This window comes from Escherichia sp. E2586 (genome assembly GCF_005781105.1).
Classification (GTDB): domain Bacteria; phylum Pseudomonadota; class Gammaproteobacteria; order Enterobacterales; family Enterobacteriaceae; genus Escherichia.
Map to the genome: position 1 here is coordinate 1 of NZ_VATN01000022.1, position 21,506 is coordinate 21,506.

Below are 21,506 nucleotides of genomic sequence, written 5' to 3' on the forward strand. Positions count from 1 at the left end.
CGGCAACAACTGCCTGATGCGTCGCTGACGCGTCTTATCAGGCCTACATACGTTTAGTTTTCGTAGGCCGGATAAGGCGTTTACGCCGCATCCGGCATTTCAGGCATTACTTAGTGATACGACCCTGTGCATCTTTTAGCGCGGCATCAACGGTCTGACGACCACTGGCTGCGTTGATTACTGCGGTACGCACGGCATACCAGAAGGCGGACATCTGCGGGATGTTCGGCATGATTTCACCGTTCTTGGCGTTATCCATGGTGGCGGCGATGCGTTGATCTTTCGCCAGCTGATCCTGGTAAGACTTCAGCGCCACGGCACCCAGCGGTTTGTCTTTATTCACCGCTTCCAGACCTTCGTCGGTCAGCAGGTAGTTTTCGAGGAACTCTTTCGCCAGCTCTTTGTTCGGACTGGCCGCGTTAATGCCTGCGCTCAGCACGCCAACGAACGGTTTGGACGGTTGTCCCTTGAAGGTTGGCAGCATCGTCACACCGTAGTTCACTTTGCTGGTGTCGATGTTAGACCATGCCCACGGACCATTAATGGTCATCGCAGTTTCACCTTTGTTAAAGGCTGCCTCTGCAATGGAGTAGTCAGTATCCGCATTCATGTGTTTGTTTTTAATCAGATCAACCAGGAAGGTCAGACCCGCTTTCGCGCCAGCGTTATCCACGCCAACGTCTTTCACGTTGTATTTGTCGTTTTCATACTTGAACGCATAACCACCGTCGGCAGCAATCAGCGGCCAGGTAAAGTACGGTTCTTGCAGGTTGAACATCAGCGCGCTCTTACCTTTCGCTTTCAGTTCTTTATCCAGCGACGGGATCTCTTCCCAGGTTTTTGGCGGGTTCGGCAGCAGATCTTTGTTATAAATCAGCGATAACGCTTCAACGGCAACCGGGTAAGCAATGAGTTTGCCGTTAAAACGCACGGCATCCCAGGTGAATGGATAAATCTTGTCCTGGAGCGCTTTGTCCGGAGAGATTTCAGCTAACAGACCAGACTGGGCATAGCCGCCAAAGCGGTCGTGCGCCCAGAAGATGATGTCCGGACCATCGCCAGTTGCCGCAACTTGGGGGAATTTCTCTTCCAGTTTATCCGGATGCTCAACGGTGACTTTAATTCCGGTATCTTTCTCGAATTTCTTACCGACTTCAGCAAGGCCGTTGTAGCCTTTATCGCCGTTGATCCAGATTACCAGCTTACCTTCTTCGATTTTGGCGAGAGCCGAGGCGGAAAACATCATCGTCGTTAAAACAGATAATGCGAGGATGCGTGCACCTGTTTTTATTTTCATAATCTCTGGTCCTTGTTGGTGAAGTGCTTGTGAAAACGCCTAAACGGACTCTAGTTTCTTTATACGGCAACCTCTTTCCATCCTCCTTGCCCCTACGCCCCACCTTCGTTTTGTGTGATCCATGTCGCAGAAACGGCAGTATTGCGGGAGGGCGCACACAAAATCGCCATGTTTTTTGCAAGCAACATCACGAATTTCCTTACTTTCCTTCGGATTAGTACGCAGACACCACCTTCTCATCCTCCCGCCTCCTCCCCCATAAAAAAGCCTGGGGGTGGAGGATTTAAGCTATCTGTCGATCAAGCATAGTCACCGCATCATGAATGTTGCTGTCGATGACAGGTTGTAACGAAGGGAGAAGGGCATGGCGAGCGTACAGCTGCAAAATGTAACGAAGGCCTGGGGGGATGTGGTGGTATCGAAAGATATCAACCTCGAGATCCACGAAGGTGAGTTCGTGGTGTTTGTCGGGCCATCTGGCTGCGGTAAATCAACGTTACTGCGCATGATTGCCGGTCTTGAGACGATCACCAGCGGCGACCTGTTCATCGGTGAGAAACGAATGAACGATACCCCGCCAGCAGAACGCGGCGTCGGCATGGTGTTCCAGTCCTATGCGCTCTATCCCCATCTGTCAGTGGCAGAAAACATGTCCTTTGGCCTGAAACTGGCGGGCGCGAAGAAAGAGGTGATCAACCAGCGCGTTAACCAGGTGGCGGAAGTACTGCAACTGGCGCACTTGCTTGATCGCAAACCGAAGGCACTCTCCGGCGGGCAACGTCAGCGAGTGGCGATTGGTCGAACGCTGGTGGCAGAGCCAAGCGTGTTTTTACTTGATGAACCGCTATCCAACCTTGACGCTGCGCTGCGTGTGCAGATGCGTATCGAAATCTCCCGCCTGCATAAACGTCTGGGCCGCACGATGATTTACGTCACCCACGATCAGGTCGAAGCGATGACGCTGGCCGATAAAATCGTGGTGCTGGATGCCGGGCGCGTGGCGCAGGTCGGGAAACCTCTCGAACTGTATCACTATCCGGCAGACCGCTTTGTCGCAGGTTTTATTGGTTCGCCGAAAATGAACTTCCTGCCGGTAAAAGTGACCGCCGTTGCAATCGATCAAGTCCAGGTTGAGCTGCCGATGCCAAACCTCCAGCAAGTCTGGCTTCCGGTTGAAAGCCACAACGTTCAGGTCGGAGCCAACATGTCACTGGGCATTCGCCCGGAACATCTACTGCCAAGTGATATCGCCGACGTCATCCTTGAAGGTGAAGTTCAGGTCGTCGAGCAACTCGGCAACGAAACCCAAATTCATATCCAGATCCCTTCCATTCGTCAAAACCTGGTGTACCGCCAGTCTGACGTGGTGTTGGTAGAAGAAGGTGCCACATTCGCTATCGGCCTGCCGCCAGAGCGTTGCCATCTGTTCCGTGAGGATGGCACTGCATGTCGTCGACTGCATCAGGAGCCGGGCGTTTAAGCACCCTACAAAAGACACAAAACCTGTGACAGGTGATGTGAAAAAAGAAAAGCAATGACTCAGGAGATAGAATGATGATTACTCTGCGCAAACTTCCTCTGGCGGTTGCCGTCGCAGCGGGCGTAATGTCTGCTCAGGCAATGGCTGTGGATTTCCACGGTTACGCTCGTTCCGGTATCGGCTGGACAGGGAGTGGCGGTGAACAACAGTGTTTCCAGACCACTGGTGCTCAAAGTAAATACCGTCTTGGCAACGAATGTGAAACTTATGCTGAATTAAAATTGGGTCAGGAAGTGTGGAAAGAGGGCGATAAGAGCTTCTATTTCGACACTAACGTGGCCTATTCCGTCGCGCAACAGAATGACTGGGAAGCCACTGATCCGGCCTTCCGTGAAGCGAACGTGCAGGGTAAAAACCTGATTGAATGGCTGCCTGGTTCCACCATCTGGGCGGGTAAGCGTTTCTATCAACGTCATGACGTTCATATGATCGACTTCTACTACTGGGATATTTCTGGTCCTGGTGCCGGTCTGGAAAACATCGATGTTGGCTTCGGTAAGCTCTCTCTGGCTGCAACCCGCTCTTCTGAAGCAGGTGGTTCTTCCTCGTTCGCCAGCAACAATATCTATGACTACACCAACGAAACTGCGAACGATGTCTTCGACGTGCGTTTAGCGCAGATGGAAATCAACCCAGGCGGTACGTTAGAACTGGGTGTCGACTACGGTCGCGCTAACCTGCGTGATAACTATCGTCTGGTTGATGGCGCATCGAAAGACGGTTGGTTATTCACTGCTGAACATACTCAGAGCATCCTGAAGGGCTTCAACAAGTTTGTTGTTCAGTACGCAACTGACTCGATGACCTCGCAGGGTAAAGGTCTGTCGCAGGGCTCTGGCGTCGCGTTTGATAACGAACACTTTGCCTACAACATCAACAACAACGGTCACATGCTGCGTATTCTTGATCACGGTGCGATCTCGATGGGCGACAACTGGGACATGATGTACGTGGGTATGTATCAGGATATCAACTGGGATAACGATAACGGCACCAAGTGGTGGACCGTCGGTATTCGCCCGATGTACAAGTGGACGCCAATCATGAGCACTTTGATGGAGATCGGCTACGACAACGTCGAATCCCAGCGCACTGGCGACAAGAACAATCAGTACAAAATTACCCTCGCACAACAATGGCAGGCTGGCGACAGCATCTGGTCACGCCCGGCTATTCGTGTCTTCGCAACCTACGCCAAGTGGGATGAGAAATGGGGCTATGACTACAACGGTAGTTCCTCTTCCAACCCGAACTACGGTAAAGCCGTTCCGGCGAGCTTCGAAGGTGGTAGCTTCGGTCGCGGTGATAGCGACGAGTGGACCTTCGGCGCCCAGATGGAAATCTGGTGGTAATAGCAATGTGTATGCCGGATAAGGTGCTTGCGCCGCATCCGGCAACCAACGCCTGATGCGACGCTGCCGCGTCTTATCAGGCCTACAACTGCTGCCGAATGTAGGCCGGATAAGGCGTTCACGCCGCATCCGGCATAAAAACACGTTGCCATTATCTATAAGGGGCGCAAGCCCCTCTGATTATCGGTTTAGCGCGCTATTGCCTGGCTACCGCTGAACTCCAGATTTTGAGGTGAAAACAATGAAAATGAAGAAAAGTCTCATCGCCCTCTGTTTATCAGCAGGGTTGCTGGCGAGCGCGCCTGGAATTAGCCTCGCCGACGTCAACTACGTACCGCAAAACACCAGTGACGCGCCTGCCATTCCATCTGCTGCGCTGCAACAATTAACCTGGACACCCGTCGATCAATCCAAAACTCAGACTACCCAGTTAGCGACTGGCGGCCAACGGTTGAACGTTCCTGGTATCAGTGGCCCGGTTGCGGCATACAGCGTTCCGGCAAACATTGGCGAACTGACCCTTACGCTGACCAGCGAAGTGAACAAACAAACCAGTGTATTTGCGCCGAACGTGCTGATTCTTGATCAAAACATGACGCCATCTGCCTTCTTCCCCAGCAGTTATTTCACTTACCAGGAACCTGGCGTCATGAGCGCCGATCGTCTGGAAGGAGTGATGCGCCTGACACCAGCACTGGGGCAGCAAAAACTGTATGTTCTGGTCTTTACCACGGAAAAAGATCTCCAGCAGACGACGCAACTGCTCGACCCGGCAAAAGCCTATGCCAAAGGTGTTGGTAACTCGGTGCCAGATATTCCAGATCCGGTTGCCCGTCATACCACTGATGGCCTGCTGAAACTGAAAGTGAAAACCAACTCCAGCTCCAGCGTGTTGGTGGGGCCGTTATTTGGTTCTTCCGCTCCAGCTCCGGTTACGGTAGGTAACACGACGGCACCCGCCGTGGCTGCACCCGCTCCGGCACCGGTGAAGAAAAGCGAACCGATGCTCAACGACACGGAAAGTTATTTTAATACCGCGATCAAAAACGCTGTCGCGAAAGGTGATGTTGATAAGGCGTTAAAACTGCTTGATGAAGCTGAACGTCTGGGATCGACATCTGCCCGTTCCACCTTTATCAGCAGTGTAAAAGGCAAGGGGTAAGTACGCCCCACAGTGCTGATTTTGCAACAACTGGTGCGTCTTCGGGCGCACCTTTTTTTCTCCCTCCCAGTGATTGTTGCGTTTTTGTTGCGTATTAGATCACTTAATATGCTTTACATCTCCCGTTATCGCTTTTCTGCGATACAATGCCTTTACGTTATGTAACGGAGAGTTCGGCATGTCACACCCCGCGTTAACGCAACTGCGTGCGCTGCGCTATTTTGCAGAGATTCCTGCGCTGGAACCGCAACTGCTCGACTGGTTGTTGCTGGAAGATTCCATGACTAAACGTTTTGAACAGCAGGGAAAAACGGTGAGCGTAACGATGATCCGCGAAGGGTTTGTCGAGCAGAATGAAATCCCCGAAGAATTACCGCTGCTGCCGAAAGAGCCCCGTTACTGGTTACGAGAAATATTGTTATGTGCTGATGGTGAACCCTGGCTCGCCGGGCGTACCGTCGTTCCTGTGTCAACGTTAAGTGGCCCCGAGCTGGCGTTACAAAAATTAGGTAAAACGCCGTTAGGCCGCTATCTGTTCACATCATCGACATTAACCCGGGACTTTATTGAGATAGGCCGTGATGCCGGATTGTGGGGGCGACGTTCCCGCCTGCGATTAAGCGGTAAGCCACTGCTGCTGACCGAGCTATTTTTACCGGCGTCACCGTTGTACTAAGAGGAAAAAAATATGGAGTGGAGTCTGACGCAAAATAAGCTGCTGGCGTTTCACCGCTTAATGCGTACGGATAAGCCAATTGGCGCGTTACTGCTGCTCTGGCCAACGTTGTGGGCGCTGTGGGTGGCGACACCGGGTGTTCCCCAACTCTGGATCCTGGCGGTGTTTGTCGCAGGCGTCTGGCTGATGCGCGCCGCCGGTTGCGTGGTGAATGACTATGCTGACCGTAAGTTTGACGGCCATGTTAAGCGCACGGCAAACCGACCACTTCCCAGCGGTGCGGTTACGGAGAAAGAGGCGCGAACGCTATTTGTGGTGCTGGTGCTGCTTTCGTTCTTACTGGTATTGACACTGAACACGATGACCATTCTGTTGTCGATTGCCGGACTGGCGCTGGCGTGGGTTTACCCGTTTATGAAGCGGTATACCCATTTACCGCAAGTGGTGCTGGGGGCGGCGTTTGGTTGGTCGATTCCAATGGCTTTTGCCGCTGTGAGTGAATCAGTGCCGTTAAGCTGCTGGCTGATGTTCCTTGCCAATATTCTGTGGGCGGTGGCTTACGACACGCAATATGCGATGGTCGACCGTGACGATGACGTGAAGATTGGCATTAAATCCACCGCAATCCTGTTCGGCCAATACGATAAGTTGATTATCGGTATTTTGCAGATTGGCGTACTGGCGCTGATGGCAATCATCGGTGAGTTAAATGGCTTAGGCTGGGGATATTACTGGTCAATTCTGGTGGCTGGCGCTCTGTTTGTTTATCAACAAAAACTGATTGCCAACCGCGAGCGTGAAGCCTGCTTTAAAGCATTTATGAATAATAACTATGTTGGCCTGGTGCTGTTTTTAGGGCTGGCAATGAGTTACTGGCATTTCTGATGATGTAAAAAAGCCGGATGATCATCCGGCTTTCTTCTGGGCTGCCTGATGCGCTGCGCTTATCAGGCCTACACAATAAATCGCAATTTATTGAATTTGCAGATTATGGCCGGCCGGATAAGGCGTTTGCGCCGCATCCGGCAACTCTCACCGATTACCCTTCGCTTTGCGTCGCACTCTCAATCGTCAAACGTACATCTGACGTAATCAACTCCGCCAGCAACTGATAGACCTTCATCGTCTCTGCCGGTTCGGCGTCGCCGCTGTCGCTGATATACCCTTCATCACGCAGCGTCAGTACCAGAGAACTGAATACTGCTTTGTCGAAGAACTCTGGCGCGTTGATGCCGTGAAGCACGGAGAGACGTTGCGCCACGGTGCGGCTCTCTTTCTCCAGCGTACCGCGGTTGATCGACGGGTTGGCGCTCAGCAGCCAGAAAGTGATGGCATAACGTTGCAGCGTTTCGCGCGCGCCTGCGGCCAGCAACTGAAGCGTGCGGGAATGCGCTGGGTTGATATGCAATTCATCATCTTGCAGCGTAATCAGCCCCTGGCGTTGCATTTCATTCGCCAGCGCATCAATAACGCCCGGCAACTCGTCGCGCTCCCAGCGCAGGAACAGCTCCGCTTTCAGCATCGGATACAGCACATTGACGTGCTCCATCAATACGTCGCGGGAGATGTGGCGATGCTGGGTGACAATTGCCGCCATCAGCGAAGGCAGCACCAACATATGCGCAATGTTGTTGCGATAGTAGGTCATCAGCACTGCTTGCTCGCGCGGCAGAATGATGATGTCGCCGATCGTATCCTTCTCAACTTCAAACTTGTTCATCTGCAGCGCGTGATCGATAAGCTCGCTGGCACTGGCTGAAGGAACGGTAGAGTCCGTGGAGTAAGGCACGTTGCGCATCAAATCCAGATAGCAGTTGAGTTGCTCGGTTAACTGCTCGCGGGTGAGTGAGCGCTGACGTGACGCCAGAAGTGCAGTACAGCACAGGTTCATGGCGTTAGCCGCGCCCGCGTTGTTAATGCGTACCATCAGATCGGCAGCAATGTTATTGACCGTCGGCGTTAACCAGGCCGGACGCACCGCTTCGATGGGATCGATAGATTCACGCCAGTCTGGCACGTGCTGGTTAAGGTAGGTCATCAACGGCATTGGTTCACCGAAGTTGACATAGCCCTGACCGAGATTACGCAGCTTGCTTAAACCGCGCAGCATCTGCAGCAGGCTCTCTTTCTCTTTCGTTGCCCCGCGCAGTTCTTTGGCGTAAGTACCCACTTCCATGACGTGCTCATAACCGATGTAGATCGGAATTAACGTAATCGGACGTGTGCCGCCACGCAGCATCGCCTGAATGGTCATCGACAGCGTACCGGTTTTCGGGTCCAGCAAACGGCCTGTACGGGAACGACCGCCTTCCACAAAGTACTCGACGGAATAACCACGGCTGAACAGTTCGCCGAGATACTCACGGAAAACCGTGGAATAAAGTTTATTGCCTTTAAACGTACGGCGAATAAAGAACGCACCCAGACGGCGGAAAATCGGCCCGGCAGGCCAGAAATTCAGGTTGATCCCGGCGGCGATATGCGGCGGCACCAGCCCCTGGTGATACAGCACGTAAGAAAGCAGCAGGTAGTCCATGTGGCTGCGGTGGCAAGGCACATACACCAGCTCATGACCGTCGTGGGCCAACTGGCGAACGCGCTCGGCGTTATGGACGTTGATGCCCTGATAAAGTCGGTTCCAGGTGAAGCCCAGAATACGGTCAGTCAGGCGGATCATCTCGTAAGAAAAGTTCGCAGCAATCTCTTCCATCAGTGCAATAGCATTCTGCTGCGCTTTTTCATGGGAGATTTTTTTGCTGCGCGCTTCGTCTTCTACCGCTTTGGCAATGGCGCGGGAGGCGAGCAGTTTGTTAAACAGATCCTGACGAGCTGGCAGGCGCGGCCCTACGGCAGCCAGACGCTGGCGGGCAAAGTGCATACGCGCCACGCGTGCCAGTTTTTGGGCGATGGTTTTATCCGTGCCGTGTTCATCCGCCATACGGCGCAGCGAAACTGACGGAGAGAAGCGCACAAAACTGTCGCGACCGAGCCATAGCACGGCGAAAAATTTCTGTACGCCGTTGAGCATGCGCAGTGGCGGGTTAACTTCACCTTTTTCGCGCCCCGGCGCACGACCAAACATCACCGATACCGGCACCATCTGCACATCCAGATTTGGGTTGCTGCGGTGCAGATCGAGATAGTCGTGGAACAGCTTAATAGACTCTTCTTTCGGTGTGTAATAGGTGAAAACACGCGGCCCGCCATGAATAAACACATAGCGCGGTAGTAACGTGCCGTCTATTTCCAGCGGCTCTAATGGGTCAGGCAGGTCGTGCGCCAGGCACTGGGCGCGCAACGTCAGCAAATCCGCTTTTGAGTTGTACGGTAAAACGTACATAATTGGACGAGAGGTATCCAGTCCCAGTTCCGGGGCAGGATCTGCCGGAATAGACTTGCTTTTTACCAGGATGCTTAATGGTAAATTCAGTAATTTGTAGTAAATTCGTGGCCAGCCGGACATAAACGATGTAAAGCCTCTGGTTAATAATGCAAATGCGCGGGAAGGATAGCAGAAAGTCATGGGAAATTCTGTGGTATCCGCTCATGTTTCGCGCGACGTTACGCTAACCGTAATCTTCGGATTCAACGGTACACTGATATTGACGCTCATAATGTAAAAAGGTTCTTTCGATGGCCAATAATACCACTGGATTCACCCGAATTATCAAAGCTGCTGGCTATTCCTGGAAAGGTTTACGTGCCGCATGGATCAACGAAGCGGCATTCCGTCAGGAAGGTGTCGCGGTATTGTTGGCAGTTGTTATTGCCTGTTGGCTGGATGTGGATGCAATAACCCGAGTATTGCTTATTAGTTCTGTCATGCTGGTGATGATTGTGGAAATTCTCAATAGTGCCATCGAAGCGGTGGTTGACCGTATTGGCTCTGAATACCATGAGCTTTCCGGGCGGGCGAAAGATATGGGCTCTGCCGCGGTGCTGATCGCCATTATCGTCGCCGTGATTACTTGGTGCATTCTGTTATGGTCGCATTTTGGATAACCCTTCCAGAATTCGATAAATCTCTGGTTTATTGTGTAGTTTATGGTTCCAAAATCACCTTTTGCTGTATATACTCACAGCATAACTGTATATACACCCAGGGGGCGGAATGAAAGCGTTAACGGCCAGGCAACAAGAGGTGTTTGATCTCATCCGTGATCACATCAGCCAGACAGGTATGCCGCCGACGCGTGCGGAAATCGCGCAGCGTTTGGGGTTCCGTTCCCCAAATGCGGCAGAAGAACATCTGAAGGCGCTGGCACGCAAAGGCGTTATTGAAATTGTTTCCGGCGCATCGCGCGGGATTCGTCTGTTGCAGGAAGAGGAAGAAGGGTTGCCGCTGGTGGGCCGTGTGGCTGCCGGTGAACCGCTTCTGGCGCAGCAGCATATTGAAGGTCATTATCAGGTCGATCCTTCCCTGTTCAAACCGAATGCCGATTTCCTGCTGCGCGTCAGTGGGATGTCGATGAAAGATATCGGCATTATGGACGGCGACTTGCTGGCAGTGCATAAAACCCAGGATGTGCGTAATGGTCAGGTCGTTGTCGCGCGTATAGATGACGAAGTTACCGTTAAGCGTCTGAAAAAACAGGGTAATAAAGTCGAACTTCTGCCAGAAAATAGCGAGTTTAAACCCATTGTCGTTGACCTTCGTCAGCAGAGCTTCAGCATTGAAGGGCTGGCGGTTGGTGTTATTCGCAACGGCGACTGGCTGTAATCTATCTCTGATACCGCGATGCCGCCTGGCATCGCGGTTTGTTTTTAATCTCTCTTCATCAGGCTTGTCTGCATGGCATTCCTCACTTCATCTGATAAGGCACTCTGGCATCTGGCTTTACCCATGATTTTCTCCAATATCACCGTTCCCTTGCTGGGACTGGTTGATACGGCGGTCATTGGTCATCTTGATAGTCCGGTTTATCTGGGCGGCGTGGCGGTTGGCGCAACGGCGACCAGTTTTCTCTTTATGCTGTTGCTGTTTTTGCGTATGAGCACTACCGGGCTTACTGCACAGGCTTATGGTGCCAAAAATCCTCAGGCATTGGCGCGTGCACTGGTGCAGCCGTTGCTGCTGGCACTGGGGGCCGGAGCGTTGATTGCCTTACTGCGTACGCCGATTATCGAGCTGGCGCTGCATATTGTTGGTGGTAGCGAAGCGGTTCTGGAACAGGCGCGGCGCTTTCTTGCAATCCGCTGGTTAAGCGCACCGGCGTCGCTGGCGAATCTGGTGCTGCTCGGCTGGTTGCTCGGCGTGCAATATGCCCGCGCGCCAGTGATTTTGTTAGTGGTTGGCAATATCCTCAACATTGTGCTGGATGTCTGGCTGGTGATGGGGCTGCATATGAACGTGCAGGGCGCGGCGCTGGCGACGGTTATTGCGGAATATGCAACATTGCTGATTGGTCTGCTAATGGTGCGTAAAATCCTCAAACTACGTGGCATCTCCGGCGAAATGCTGAAAACTGCCTGGCGAGGAAACTTCCGTCGCTTGCTGGCGCTTAACCGCGATATCATGCTGCGCTCGCTGTTGTTGCAACTCTGTTTCGGCGCGATCACCGTACTTGGCGCGCGACTGGGGAGCGATATTATCGCCGTCAACGCAGTCCTGATGACGTTACTCACCTTTACAGCCTATGCGCTGGATGGTTTTGCCTACGCGGTTGAAGCCCACTCCGGTCAGGCGTATGGTGCGCGCGACGGTAGCCAGTTACTGGATGTCTGGCGCGCAGCGTGCCGCCAGTCGGGGATCGTGGCATTGTTGTTTTCGGTGGTTTATTTGCTGGCGGGTGAACATATCATCGCGTTGCTAACGTCGTTAACGCAGATCCAGAATCTGGCCGATCGCTACCTAATCTGGCAGGTTATTTTACCGCTGGTAGGAGTCTGGTGTTATCTGCTGGATGGTATGTTTATTGGCGCAACGCGCGCTGCCGAAATGCGCAATAGTATGGCAGTCGCAGCAGCAGGGTTCGCTTTGACGCTACTGACGTTGCCGTGGTTGGGTAACCATGGTTTATGGCTGGCGTTAACCGTCTTTCTGGCGTTGCGCGGGCTTTCTCTGGCAGCTATCTGGCGGCGTCACTGGCGCAACGGTACCTGGTTTGCCGCAACATGACGGTTAAAAGTTCTGAATAAATAATCCTAAGCCAAATTCCTGACTACACTTAATCCCACGTTCAGAAGAAAAGTGAGCGTACACTCATTCACCACCTAACGATGAGGATTTGAATATGAATAAAGACGAAGTCGGCGGTAACTGGAAACAGTTCAAAGGTAAAGTGAAAGAGCAATGGGGCAAACTGACCGATGATGACATGACGGTCATTGAAGGTAAGCGTGACCAGTTAGTGGGTAAAATCCAGGAACGTTACGGTTACCAGAAAGATCAGGCAGAAAAAGAGGTTGATAGCTGGGAAAAACGCCATGATTACCGTTGGTAATTAATCCCTCCTGCCCGACGTGTACAAGGATGTACGCCCTCTTAACGCGGTTTCTTTTTAACCTGCACAGAGTGATCATGCTGGCACTGTTCAGGATGACGACACGCTTCAACTTCCACACATGCCGCACAGAGACCATGTGCTTCAATCACATTATGCCGCAGGGCAAAACCCATTTTTGCCGCCAGCGTATGCATAATGTCTTCCACGCCTTCTGCACACTCTTCTTTCACTGCGCCGCAGCGATCGCAAATAAACATGGCTGAAGTATGCGTAGGCTGATCGAACAGATGACAGAGCACATAACTGTTGGTGGATTCCACCTTATGCACAAAACCTTGTTCAAGCAGAAAATCGAGCGCGCGATAAACCGTCGGCGGCTTGGCTTGCGGCTCGGCTTCGCGCAGCAAATCAAGTAGATCGTAGGCGCTGATAGCCCCTTCTTGCAGGCTCATCAGGCGCAGCACTTCGAGACGTTGCGGTGTCAGGCGCACATTACGCTGCGCGCAGAGTTTTTCAGCCTGCGCCAATAACTCCTGCGTTGTGGTCTTTTCCATTGTACACCTCGAAAGTGGGGTTAAGAATGTCCTTACTTTACCATAATTCTCACTTAAACGCCGACAACCGGGCATCGAAGCTGCCACATTGCCTGATCGCATATTCGTTATGCTATAGTAGCGCCCCCAATTCACCAGATGCTTAAAAAATCGCCATGTCAGCAGAATCACAAACCGCTTATCCCGTATACCGTTTCTCTATTGCTCCTATGCTCGACTGGACGGACAGACACTGCCGTTATTTCCTGCGTCTGCTCTCCCGTAATACGCTGCTCTATACCGAAATGGTGACCACAGGGGCGATTATTCACGGTAAAGGTGATTACCTGGCATACAGTGAAGAAGAGCATCCGGTGGCGTTGCAGTTGGGCGGTAGCGATCCGGCGGCGCTGGCGCAGTGTGCAAAGCTGGCAGAAGCGCGCGGATATGATGAGATCAACCTGAATGTCGGCTGCCCGTCAGACCGGGTACAGAACGGCATGTTTGGCGCGTGCCTGATGGGGAATGCGCAACTGGTGGCTGACTGCGTAAAAGCGATGCGCGATGTTGTGTCGATTCCAGTGACGGTGAAAACGCGTATTGGCATTGACGACCAGGACAGCTATGAATTTCTCTGTGATTTTATCGACACTGTTTCCGGCAAAGGCGAATGCGAGATGTTTATTATCCATGCGCGCAAAGCCTGGCTTTCTGGTTTAAGTCCGAAAGAAAACCGTGAGATCCCGCCGCTCGATTACCCGCGTGTCTATCAACTGAAGCGTGATTTCCCGCATCTGACTATGTCGATTAACGGCGGCATCAAGTCACTGGAAGAGGCTAAAGCACACCTGCAACATATGGATGGCGTGATGGTCGGGCGTGAAGCGTATCAAAACCCAGGCATTCTGGCGGCGGTGGATCGAGAGATATTTGGTTCCTCGGATACCGATGCCGATCCGGTGGCGGTGGTACGCGCTATGTATCCGTACATTGAGCGTGAACTCAGCCAGGGGACGTATCTCGGTCATATCACCCGGCATATGCTGGGGCTGTTCCAGGGGATTCCTGGTGCGCGGCAGTGGCGGCGGTATTTAAGTGAAAATGCCCATAAAGCGGGCGCTGACATTAACGTGCTGGAACATGCGCTCAAACTGGTAGCGGATAAGCGTTAATTTTTCACCACAAAGTAGTCAAATTCACCACGTCCTGCGCTTCGACGCGGGGCGTTTTGTTGATAAATCAATATGTTATTTCTGGCATGATTCTTGTAAAACAAGCAAGAGATTTCATTTTTGGGAGAACATCATGCTGGAACTACTTTTTGTGATTGGCTTTTTTGTCATGTTGATGGTCACCGGCGTTTCATTGCTGGGCATTATCGCTGCGCTGGTTGTGGCGACGGCCATTATGTTCCTCGGTGGGATGCTGGCATTGATGATTAAGTTGCTGCCGTGGCTGCTGTTGGCGATTGCGGTAGTGTGGGTGATCAAGGCGATTAAAGCGCCAAAAGTGCCTAAATATCAGCGTTATGACCGCTGGCGTTACTAAGGGATTGTGCGGATGATCACAACCTCGGGTTTTATCCTTAGAACAAAATAGGAATTGATAATCAAATCTGTCACTATTGCGCGTCAAACAAATTCATCGAGCTGTACCCTACATACAGCCGAACTATAAAAGAAAGGGCTTCCCAGGTGGAAGCCCAATTTCTTTATGGAATCAGTAAGCTGGAACCCTGCGTCGCCCGGCTTTCCAGAATCTCATGCGCACGCCGCGCATCCTTCAGCGGGTACTTCTGATGTTCTGCGACATCCACTTTAATTACGCCGCTGGCAATCAAAGAAAACAGTTCATTACTGGCTTCAGTTAACTCTTCCCGCGTGGTGATATAGCCTTGCAGGGAAGGGCGTGTCACATACAGCGAGCCTTTCTGATTGAGAATGCCTAAGTTCACACCCGTCACCGCGCCTGATGAGTTGCCAAAACTGACCATTAAACCGCGACGTTGCAGGCAATCCAGCGAGCGTTCCCAGGTATCTCTGCCCACGGAATCGTACACTACGCGCACTTTCTTGCCGTCGGTAATCTCTTTTAACCGCTCGACCAGATTCTCTTCGCGATAGTTAATGACCTGCCATGCCCCGGCTTTTAAGGCGCTTTGCGCTTTTTGCGCCGTTCCCACGGTGCCGATAAGTTTTGCCCCTAAGGCTTTTGCCCACTGACAGGCAATTAAGCCCACGCCGCCAGCAGCCGCATGGAACAGGAACTGTTCGTCAGGTTTGATTTCATACGTTTTGCGTAGCAGATAATAAACCGTTAAGCCTTTCAGGAATGATGCGGCGGCTTGCTCAAAAGAGATCGCCGCGGGAAGAATTGCGGCTTTATCGGCATTGACGTTATGCACAGAGCTGTAAGCCCCTAACGTTGACTGTGCATAAACCACGCGATCGCCTGCTTTAATATGCTTCACGCCGCTACCGACTTTGCTCACGATGCCAGCCGCTTCTGTGCCTAATCCACTGGGCAGCGATGGCGGCGGATAAAGGCCGCTGCGGATATACGTGTCGATAAAATTAATGCCAATGGCTTTATTTTCGACCTGGATTTCATTCTCTGCCGGATCGACAGGCGTGAACTCCACGGCTTGCAGAACTTCCGGGCCACCGTGCTTGTGAAATTCGATGCGTGTTGCCATTTAAACTCCTTTACTGAGCGACATATCTGTTTTAAGCCTAACAGTAGTCGCCGGGCCGCGCGGGGATTTTTTCCGGGCTGTGGTCACAACCCGGAATATCTCTGGTCAGTATTGAAACAGCGTCGCCGCAATCCAGTTTTGCCACTGGCGCTCAAAGGTGGTTAGCGTTGATACGCCCCGCTCACGGCACAAGCGAATCCAGGCATGGCAATCATTAGCTTCCAGACAAACACAAATCATGTATTGCCGGGCATCCTGATTTTCTGGTCGAAAACGCCAGGTCAGGAGTGGCCCACCTGGCGTTTGCGGTGCGATACCGGCTTCGCCATCATAGACAGCCCTGGCGCCACGGCTCCCGCCACCATTTTCGATATAGCATTGTAAAGAGCGCAGTACAGCCAGTGCCAGTTGCGCACTTTGCCGCCACTGGAAAGATTGGGCGAGGCTGTTTTCATCGCTTTGAATGCCTTCCCGGCGAATATCTTCACAAAGTGTTGCTATGGTTTGCGCGGCAGTGTTGATCCCCTGCGTATGACACAAAATTGCAGCATGGTGGCTCATGGTATTTTGTATCGTTTCTCGCACGTCGTCGCGCAGCAGCCCCTGATTCAGGAACTGTTGCGCCTCATTAATCGTGCTGAGAATTTGTTGCCTCTCGAGAGGGAGGTCCTGACTTTTCTGATGAGCAATATGCAATGCACAGCGGCGGGCGAAAACTTGCCCGGCATTGAGCGCCGACCCACCAGGACGCGTCACACCATGTGTTCCGGCATTTTCTCCGGCAGCATAACAACCAGTTAGCGATGTACGCCCCCAAATATCAACATCAATTCCGCCATTAAGATGTTGATTGTTTAGCGTAAATTTTAGCGGTGAGGCTGTGAGATCATGACCATGCATCTGATACAAACGAATAGCCAGAGGATTCATCTGTGTTAATCGCGCCAGCGGTTGCGCCAGCAGGGCGTGATTTTGTTGCAGATAGTCGATGACATCATCATCCAGTTCCCGCAGGTTGAATGGCGTTCCGTCCGCTGCGGGTTCGGGTTCCCGCAGAAAATCGAGGAAAACATCGCGCCCTTTTTGTGTCTCCTCATACACCGCGACATCCAGCAGGCTGGAGCCATATTCCAGCATTCGTTCCGCGTGAAACGGCCACTGGTAACCTTTGCGAAATATCGCGGAGGCCAGCATACGAGTCGTGGGGTAATAAGCTGCCAGAAAATTATACTGACGTCCGGAGTGGTCCTGCGAGTAGATGCGCGGCATCGCTTGCATGTAAGTACCGGAAAGATTCCACGGAAATTGGCTGCGCGGTGTACCGATACCAAACTGACTCTCCGTAAGATTCACCAGGCTTATACCTGCTTCCAACGCCATGCCCAACGCACTAAAACAGTTCACCGGATAGACACTGTCACGATAAAGTTCACCTGGCCCGCCCGTGGCTAAAACCAGATGTTGGCAGCGAATCACTATCATTCGCCAGGGATTATCCCGACAGGCTTTATCGATAGCGATCACCCCTACGACTCGTCTGTTTTCTCCTTCACCGCGGGTCAGGATACGAATCGCCGTTGTGTGATCGCGCAGAGGAATATTAAGGCGCATTGCCTCCAGAGCCAGAACTTTAACCATCAGGCGAGAAGTTCGTGGGCCGCAACTGGTGGCGCGACCGAACTCATCGTGATCGGTTTGATAACGCAACGTTGCGCCAAAGAGATCTTCTGGCAGATCCAGACCCAGATATTTCAGTACTTCACAGGTGTTCACTGAGCCGACGGCTTCAACATAGGCAGTGTCATGATCCATCGAACCGCCCGCCGCCAGAGTGTCACTTAATGCCAGAAAATGGTCACCATTTGCACGGGTATTGGCGGTGTGGAGAGTTTGTTTATCAGAACCAGAACAGGCGGAAGTGCCCCAGAAAACTTTGCTGGAAGCGACCATGACATCGATATTTTGCCGTTTCAGCTCGACGGCAGCTCGCCATCCGGCAGCACCACTGCCTAGCACCAGCGTGTTGCAGCAGTACTCAGGTAAAATGGCGCCGTTAAGGTCGATACTACCGCTGGCTTGAGCCAGCGGTGAGTAATGGGGCATTTTGATATCAGTGAGCGCCGTTAGCGTTTCGTCAATCATTGCGTCCCACCTATTTCATCAGACTTTCGATTAAGCCGCTCATTGCCATATAGCCCATGATTAGCGTAAATGCGCTTATGGCAACAAACATGACGTTTTCCCAGCGTGAGCAACGATATTCGCCCATTAACGAAGGCTTGTTCGCCAGCCAGAACATACATAAAACAGTCAGCGGCAGAATAATGGCGTTAAAGGCCTGGCTGGCAATCATCACCAATACCGGGCGTGCGTGGAACAGCGGCACAACCAGACAAAGCAGAGACATAACCGTCATCAGGATACGGTAACCTGGGCTAACTTCGTTGCTGGTATCACGCCAGTCAGCCAGCAGCCAGGGCGTTAACAGTAAATTCGGGAACTGACTGGAAAGCCCGGCAGCAACAATACCGATAACAAATAGTCCCACGGCAGCCGAGCCAGCAATAGGTTCGAGAATAATGACCATTTGCGAGGCGTTATTTAAACCTGTGCCAGTTTGATACAACGTACCCGCAGCCGCAGCCATCACCGCCGCACTGATGATGAACATCATTCCTGCACTGACAATGGCATCACGATTTTGATGAGGCAGATTGTCCACACCCCAACCATTACTTTTTACCAGAGTCGTGCGCATAAGAAACATTGCTGGCGCTACGGTGGTACCCACCATGCCAGAAATTATCAGAAATGGCGTACTGTTATCGCCAGCGACAGGATCGGGAACAGACGGAATAAATCCGGCCAGCAGATCTGCGACCGGCGGCATCATAATGAAAAAATTAATCACAAACGCCAGCCCCATAATGCCAACCAGCGCGGAGAGGATTTTGTCGAACCCGGCGTTGCTGTTGGTCCAGAGCATCACGTTAATCATAATGACCATCGCGATAGCCCAGGCGAGTGCTGAGATACCGCCACTAAACCAGGTCGTGGACCATGTTGCCATTACATCCGCCAGAATGCCCATTACCCCCATAATGGAACCACTGACGGCAACGGTTAACCCGATCAGAAACAACATAGCAACGCCAGGATGGATATGGCGACGAAATGCAGTCAACGCGCGTTCACCTGTGACGGAAGCATAACGACCATAAATACGGATTAAAAACCAGGTAACAATGCAAGAAAGCGCCACGGCCCACATCAGCGAGACGCCATAGTTTGCACCCGCTTTCGCCATAGTGGTGATACTGCCTGTCCCAATGCTGTAGCCAATAAGAAAGATGCCAGGCGCAAAGGCCGCAAGTTTTGTCATTATTCGCCGGAATAAAGAAGGCGTTTGGGGAACAGAGGTTGTCATATTCATTATCTTTCTTTCCTTGTAAGAGGCTTTCAGCGCGCCTGAAAGTGCGGGAGACGCTTCTCGGCGAATGCCTGACTTCCTTCACGAGCATCTTCAGTAGTGGCGGAAAAAGCGCCAGCAAGCGCTTCAAGCGTCGAGGCAACGGCAATACCTTCTCCGGCATCGATAACTTGCTTGGCGATCTGCACAGCAACCGGAGCACGTTGGGCGATACGTTGTGCCAGTTGCAGGCCTGCGTCGTGTAACGCTTCCCTGGTGACAACACGATTCACCAGCCCGCAGGACAGCGCACGCTGTGCATCTAGTGGTTCGCCGGTAAATACCAGTTTTTTCACCAGTGAACGCCCAAGTAGTGCCGTCAGCCGCTGCGTTCCTGACCAGCCAGGCACTGTCGCCAGTCCGGTTTCTGGTAGCGCCATCCGAGCCTCGGCGCTACAAATACGGATATCGGCGGTAGCAGCCAGTTCCAGACCACCGCCATAAGCCAGTCCGTGCACCAGGGCGATTACGGGTTGTGGCAGTTGTGCCAGAGCGTCAAATGCCTGATGACCGCGGCGGATCCAGTTGCGCCACATATCAAGTGCAGAAAGAGAGGTCCAGCGATGAATATCCGCACCGACACAAAACGCTTTTTCACTGGCGCTGGTCAGCAGAACCACGCGGATCTCCGAATCCGTTTCCAGCGTGTGGCAATGTGTCAGCAGCTGTTCAAGCATCTCCGGGGTTAATGCGTTGAGTTTCGCCGGACGATTAATCACCAGAGTGGCAATGAAACCGTTGCGCTGGAGGTCAATAGTGCCGTTATTCATGGTGACGTCCTTGTTGAAAATAGTGGGGATTCATTAGCTTGAGATCGTCTGCCAGACGGAGTGGGGCATCGCTTTGGGCGAGAATGTCGCGTTCAGGATCAATACCAGGGGCAATTTCTGTGACCAGTAGCCCGTCTGGTGTTAATTCCAGAACGCAGCGTTCAGTGATGTACTGCACTTGCTGCCCGAGTCTTATTGCGCGTTTGCCGGAGAACGTCACGTGGGCGACTTCTTGCACCAGCTTTTTGGCTTTGCCTTCTTTAATGATACGCAGCTGACCATCATCCAGTTGCAGCTGGGCACCAGCATTGAAAAAGCCAGAGAAAATAATTCGCTTCGCATGTGAAGTGATATCAATAAACCCACCGCATCCGGCAGTGACATGTGGACGGGCAGGCAGATGCGAGACGTTTACTGAGCCATCTGCGCCGATTTGTAAAAATGACATCAGAGTGAGATCAAAACCCCCGCCCTGGAAATAGGTGAACTGCTGGGGAGAGGGCAAAAATGCTTCTGCATTAGAGGCGCAGCCGAATTGAAATTCCAGTAGTGGAACTCCGCCAATTGCGCCCTGTTCCAGCAGCCAGGTGACATCACCGTGGCGACCTTGTTCCAGTAAAATACGCGGTACATTGGCAGAAATACCAAAGCCAATATTTACCGCATCTCCACTTTGTAGTTCTTGCGCGACTCGCTGGGCAATAACCCGCGCCGGGCCATGTTCCATATAACGAAAGGCGGACAGCGGACGACTGATTTCGCCGGAAATGGCAGGTTCGTATTGTGTTTGCGTGGTTTGTGTTTGTTCCGGCTCAATCACGATGTAATCCACCAGTACACCCGGAATACGCACCTCTTTTGGTTTCAGACTTCCGGCGGCAACCTGCCGTTTTACCTGCGCAATTACGATGCCACCGTTATTGCGAACAGCTGTGGCCTGTTCCAGTGGCCCAAGATAAGCCCCTTCATGTTCATAAGTCAGGTTGCCGCGTTCATCGGCAGTGGTAGCGCGAATGATCGCTACCTGGGGCACGATGCTGGGGAAAAACAGCCAGTCGTCGTTAGCAAATCGAACACGTTCAACCAGAGATTGTTGCGCCGCTTTTTCATTCATTGCGCCGCCCTGCAACAGGGGATCCACATAGGTATCCATGCCTGTTTGTGTCAGCACGCCAGGACGATGAGCCGCCGCTTCCCGGTGCATATCAAATAAGATCCCGGAAGGCAGATTCCAGGCGGGGATCGCGTTGTCATTGATCATTTGCCAGATTAACGGAGGCGTCATTGATGATGGCCCGGAGGGGTAGGAGCCAGCGATCACTTTTGCCAGTAAACCCGATTGCGCCAGATGATCGATGCCTTTTACGCCATACATATCACCTGCGGCGATAGGGTGGATGCTGGTGATGTTTTGCGGATGTCCGGCATGTTGAAAGCGTTCACCTATTGCTGCCAGCACGGCATCAGGACACCCCATTCCACTGGAGGAGGAGACGGTGACAACTGCGCCATCAGCAATCAAATCTGCAGCTTCCGATGCAGTGATCGTGCGTACAGAGCACATAA

19 protein-coding genes are annotated in these 21,506 nt (G+C 52.4%); 11 read left to right on the plus strand and 8 right to left on the minus strand.

The features are described 5' to 3' along the window. Nucleotides 1-106: 106 nt before the first annotated feature. Entirely contained in the window at nt 107-1,297 is a 1,191-nt protein-coding gene (gene malE, locus FEK50_RS19290) for a maltose/maltodextrin ABC transporter substrate-binding protein MalE (RefSeq protein ID WP_131162419.1), read from the minus strand. 364 nt (nt 1,298-1,661) lie between these two features. On the opposite strand from malE, the gene malK reads away from it, so the two are divergent. From malK to ubiA, 5 genes are all read left to right on the plus strand, one after another. Beyond that, nucleotides 1,662-2,777 carry a maltose/maltodextrin ABC transporter ATP-binding protein MalK gene (gene malK / locus FEK50_RS19295; protein WP_130205781.1) on the plus strand — a complete coding sequence of 372 codons (1,116 nt, stop codon included), beginning with the start codon at nt 1,662-1,664 and terminating at the stop codon, nt 2,775-2,777. Between the two features lie 71 nt (nt 2,778-2,848). Beyond that, nucleotides 2,849-4,189: a maltoporin LamB gene (lamB, locus tag FEK50_RS19300; protein WP_130205783.1), complete on the plus strand. Its 1,341-nt coding sequence runs from the start codon at nt 2,849-2,851 to the stop codon at nt 4,187-4,189. Between the two features lie 241 nt (nt 4,190-4,430). Further along, nucleotides 4,431-5,351: a maltose operon protein MalM gene (malM, locus tag FEK50_RS19305; protein ID WP_131162418.1), complete on the plus strand. Its 921-nt coding sequence runs from the start codon at nt 4,431-4,433 to the stop codon at nt 5,349-5,351. A gap of 178 nt (nt 5,352-5,529) precedes the next feature. After that, nucleotides 5,530-6,027, plus strand: a complete 498-nt coding sequence (gene ubiC, locus FEK50_RS19310; protein ID WP_064525550.1) for a chorismate lyase — start codon at nt 5,530-5,532, stop codon at nt 6,025-6,027. Between the two features lie 12 nt (nt 6,028-6,039). Continuing rightward, nucleotides 6,040-6,912, plus strand: a complete 873-nt coding sequence (gene ubiA / locus FEK50_RS19315) for a 4-hydroxybenzoate octaprenyltransferase (RefSeq protein ID WP_130205787.1) — start codon at nt 6,040-6,042, stop codon at nt 6,910-6,912. Nucleotides 6,913-7,066: 154 nt separating this feature from the next. Here ubiA and plsB read toward each other — a convergent pair whose 3' ends face one another. Further along, a complete protein-coding gene (gene plsB / locus FEK50_RS19320; RefSeq protein ID WP_130206092.1) occupies nt 7,067-9,490 on the minus strand; it encodes a glycerol-3-phosphate 1-O-acyltransferase PlsB in 2,424 nt (807 codons plus the stop codon). 170 nt (nt 9,491-9,660) lie between these two features. Here plsB and dgkA point away from each other — a divergent pair, with 170 nt between their 5' ends. From dgkA to FEK50_RS19340, 4 genes are all read left to right on the plus strand, one after another. Next, on the plus strand, nt 9,661-10,029 hold the full coding sequence (dgkA, locus tag FEK50_RS19325) for a diacylglycerol kinase (protein ID WP_000002907.1): 369 nt from the start codon (nt 9,661-9,663) through the stop codon (nt 10,027-10,029). A gap of 109 nt (nt 10,030-10,138) precedes the next feature. Then, nucleotides 10,139-10,747 carry a transcriptional repressor LexA gene (lexA, locus tag FEK50_RS19330; protein WP_064525560.1) on the plus strand — a complete coding sequence of 203 codons (609 nt, stop codon included), beginning with the start codon at nt 10,139-10,141 and terminating at the stop codon, nt 10,745-10,747. A gap of 72 nt (nt 10,748-10,819) precedes the next feature. Continuing rightward, nucleotides 10,820-12,145 (plus strand): MATE family efflux transporter DinF, encoded by a 1,326-nt coding sequence (gene dinF, locus FEK50_RS19335; protein WP_130205792.1) that lies wholly within the window; start codon nt 10,820-10,822, stop codon nt 12,143-12,145. A gap of 115 nt (nt 12,146-12,260) precedes the next feature. Beyond that, nucleotides 12,261-12,470 (plus strand): CsbD family protein, encoded by a 210-nt coding sequence (locus FEK50_RS19340; RefSeq protein ID WP_001030602.1) that lies wholly within the window; start codon nt 12,261-12,263, stop codon nt 12,468-12,470. A 41-nt stretch (nt 12,471-12,511) separates the two neighbouring features. Here the strand turns inward: FEK50_RS19340 and zur are convergent, their stop codons facing one another. Continuing rightward, on the minus strand, nt 12,512-13,027 hold the full coding sequence (gene zur / locus FEK50_RS19345) for a zinc uptake transcriptional repressor Zur (protein ID WP_130205794.1): 516 nt from the start codon (nt 13,025-13,027) through the stop codon (nt 12,512-12,514). Nucleotides 13,028-13,182: 155 nt separating this feature from the next. Here zur and dusA point away from each other — a divergent pair, with 155 nt between their 5' ends. Together dusA and pspG are read left to right on the plus strand one after the other, a co-directional pair. Beyond that, nucleotides 13,183-14,178, plus strand: a complete 996-nt coding sequence (dusA, locus tag FEK50_RS19350) for a tRNA dihydrouridine(20/20a) synthase DusA (RefSeq protein ID WP_135524432.1) — start codon at nt 13,183-13,185, stop codon at nt 14,176-14,178. A 133-nt stretch (nt 14,179-14,311) separates the two neighbouring features. After that, nucleotides 14,312-14,554, plus strand: coding sequence for an envelope stress response protein PspG (pspG, locus tag FEK50_RS19355; RefSeq protein ID WP_000891404.1), 243 nt, complete (start codon nt 14,312-14,314; stop codon nt 14,552-14,554). Between the two features lie 163 nt (nt 14,555-14,717). On the opposite strand, the gene FEK50_RS19360 is transcribed toward pspG, so the two are convergent. The 5 genes from FEK50_RS19360 to FEK50_RS19380 all read right to left on the minus strand — a co-directional run bounded on the left by FEK50_RS19360 (nt 14,718) and on the right by FEK50_RS19380 (nt 21,504). Next, the gene (locus tag FEK50_RS19360; RefSeq protein WP_130259467.1) at nt 14,718-15,701 is read right to left on the minus strand and encodes a quinone oxidoreductase; all 984 of its coding nucleotides are present in this window, start codon (nt 15,699-15,701) and stop codon (nt 14,718-14,720) included. 105 nt (nt 15,702-15,806) lie between these two features. Continuing rightward, entirely contained in the window at nt 15,807-17,843 is a 2,037-nt protein-coding gene (locus FEK50_RS19365; protein WP_131161381.1) for an FAD-binding protein, read from the minus strand. Between the two features lie 10 nt (nt 17,844-17,853). Continuing rightward, nucleotides 17,854-19,083, minus strand: coding sequence for an Nramp family divalent metal transporter (locus tag FEK50_RS19370; protein ID WP_165383160.1), 1,230 nt, complete (start codon nt 19,081-19,083; stop codon nt 17,854-17,856). 77 nt (nt 19,084-19,160) lie between these two features. Further along, nucleotides 19,161-19,940: an enoyl-CoA hydratase/isomerase family protein gene (locus FEK50_RS19375; RefSeq protein ID WP_131161380.1), complete on the minus strand. Its 780-nt coding sequence runs from the start codon at nt 19,938-19,940 to the stop codon at nt 19,161-19,163. Further along, nucleotides 19,933-21,504, minus strand: coding sequence for a CoA-transferase (locus FEK50_RS19380; protein WP_130259471.1), 1,572 nt, complete (start codon nt 21,502-21,504; stop codon nt 19,933-19,935). The genes FEK50_RS19375 and FEK50_RS19380 overlap by 8 nt, the downstream gene beginning before the upstream one ends. Nucleotides 21,505-21,506: the final 2 nt, after the last annotated feature.

Excerpts from the sequence above, each read along its gene's own strand:
- malE (WP_131162419.1), bottom strand. The coding sequence starts at position 1,297 with ATGAAAATAAAAACAGGTGCACGCATCCTCGCATTATCTGTTTTAACG.
- malK (WP_130205781.1), top strand. The coding sequence starts at position 1,662 with ATGGCGAGCGTACAGCTGCAAAATGTAACGAAGGCCTGGGGGGATGTG.
- lamB (WP_130205783.1), top strand. The coding sequence starts at position 2,849 with ATGATGATTACTCTGCGCAAACTTCCTCTGGCGGTTGCCGTCGCAGCG.
- malM (WP_131162418.1), top strand. The coding sequence starts at position 4,431 with ATGAAAATGAAGAAAAGTCTCATCGCCCTCTGTTTATCAGCAGGGTTG.
- ubiC (WP_064525550.1), top strand. The coding sequence starts at position 5,530 with ATGTCACACCCCGCGTTAACGCAACTGCGTGCGCTGCGCTATTTTGCA.
- ubiA (WP_130205787.1), top strand. The coding sequence starts at position 6,040 with ATGGAGTGGAGTCTGACGCAAAATAAGCTGCTGGCGTTTCACCGCTTA.
- plsB (WP_130206092.1), bottom strand. The coding sequence starts at position 9,490 with ATGTCCGGCTGGCCACGAATTTACTACAAATTACTGAATTTACCATTA.
- dgkA (WP_000002907.1), top strand. The coding sequence starts at position 9,661 with ATGGCCAATAATACCACTGGATTCACCCGAATTATCAAAGCTGCTGGC.
- lexA (WP_064525560.1), top strand. The coding sequence starts at position 10,139 with ATGAAAGCGTTAACGGCCAGGCAACAAGAGGTGTTTGATCTCATCCGT.
- dinF (WP_130205792.1), top strand. The coding sequence starts at position 10,820 with ATGGCATTCCTCACTTCATCTGATAAGGCACTCTGGCATCTGGCTTTA.
- FEK50_RS19340 (WP_001030602.1), top strand. The coding sequence starts at position 12,261 with ATGAATAAAGACGAAGTCGGCGGTAACTGGAAACAGTTCAAAGGTAAA.
- zur (WP_130205794.1), bottom strand. The coding sequence starts at position 13,027 with ATGGAAAAGACCACAACGCAGGAGTTATTGGCGCAGGCTGAAAAACTC.
- dusA (WP_135524432.1), top strand. The coding sequence starts at position 13,183 with ATGTCAGCAGAATCACAAACCGCTTATCCCGTATACCGTTTCTCTATT.
- pspG (WP_000891404.1), top strand. The coding sequence starts at position 14,312 with ATGCTGGAACTACTTTTTGTGATTGGCTTTTTTGTCATGTTGATGGTC.
- FEK50_RS19360 (WP_130259467.1), bottom strand. The coding sequence starts at position 15,701 with ATGGCAACACGCATCGAATTTCACAAGCACGGTGGCCCGGAAGTTCTG.
- FEK50_RS19365 (WP_131161381.1), bottom strand. The coding sequence starts at position 17,843 with ATGATTGACGAAACGCTAACGGCGCTCACTGATATCAAAATGCCCCAT.
- FEK50_RS19370 (WP_165383160.1), bottom strand. The coding sequence starts at position 19,083 with ATGACAAAACTTGCGGCCTTTGCGCCTGGCATCTTTCTTATTGGCTAC.
- FEK50_RS19375 (WP_131161380.1), bottom strand. The coding sequence starts at position 19,940 with ATGAATAACGGCACTATTGACCTCCAGCGCAACGGTTTCATTGCCACT.
- FEK50_RS19380 (WP_130259471.1), bottom strand. The coding sequence starts at position 21,504 with ATGTGCTCTGTACGCACGATCACTGCATCGGAAGCTGCAGATTTGATT.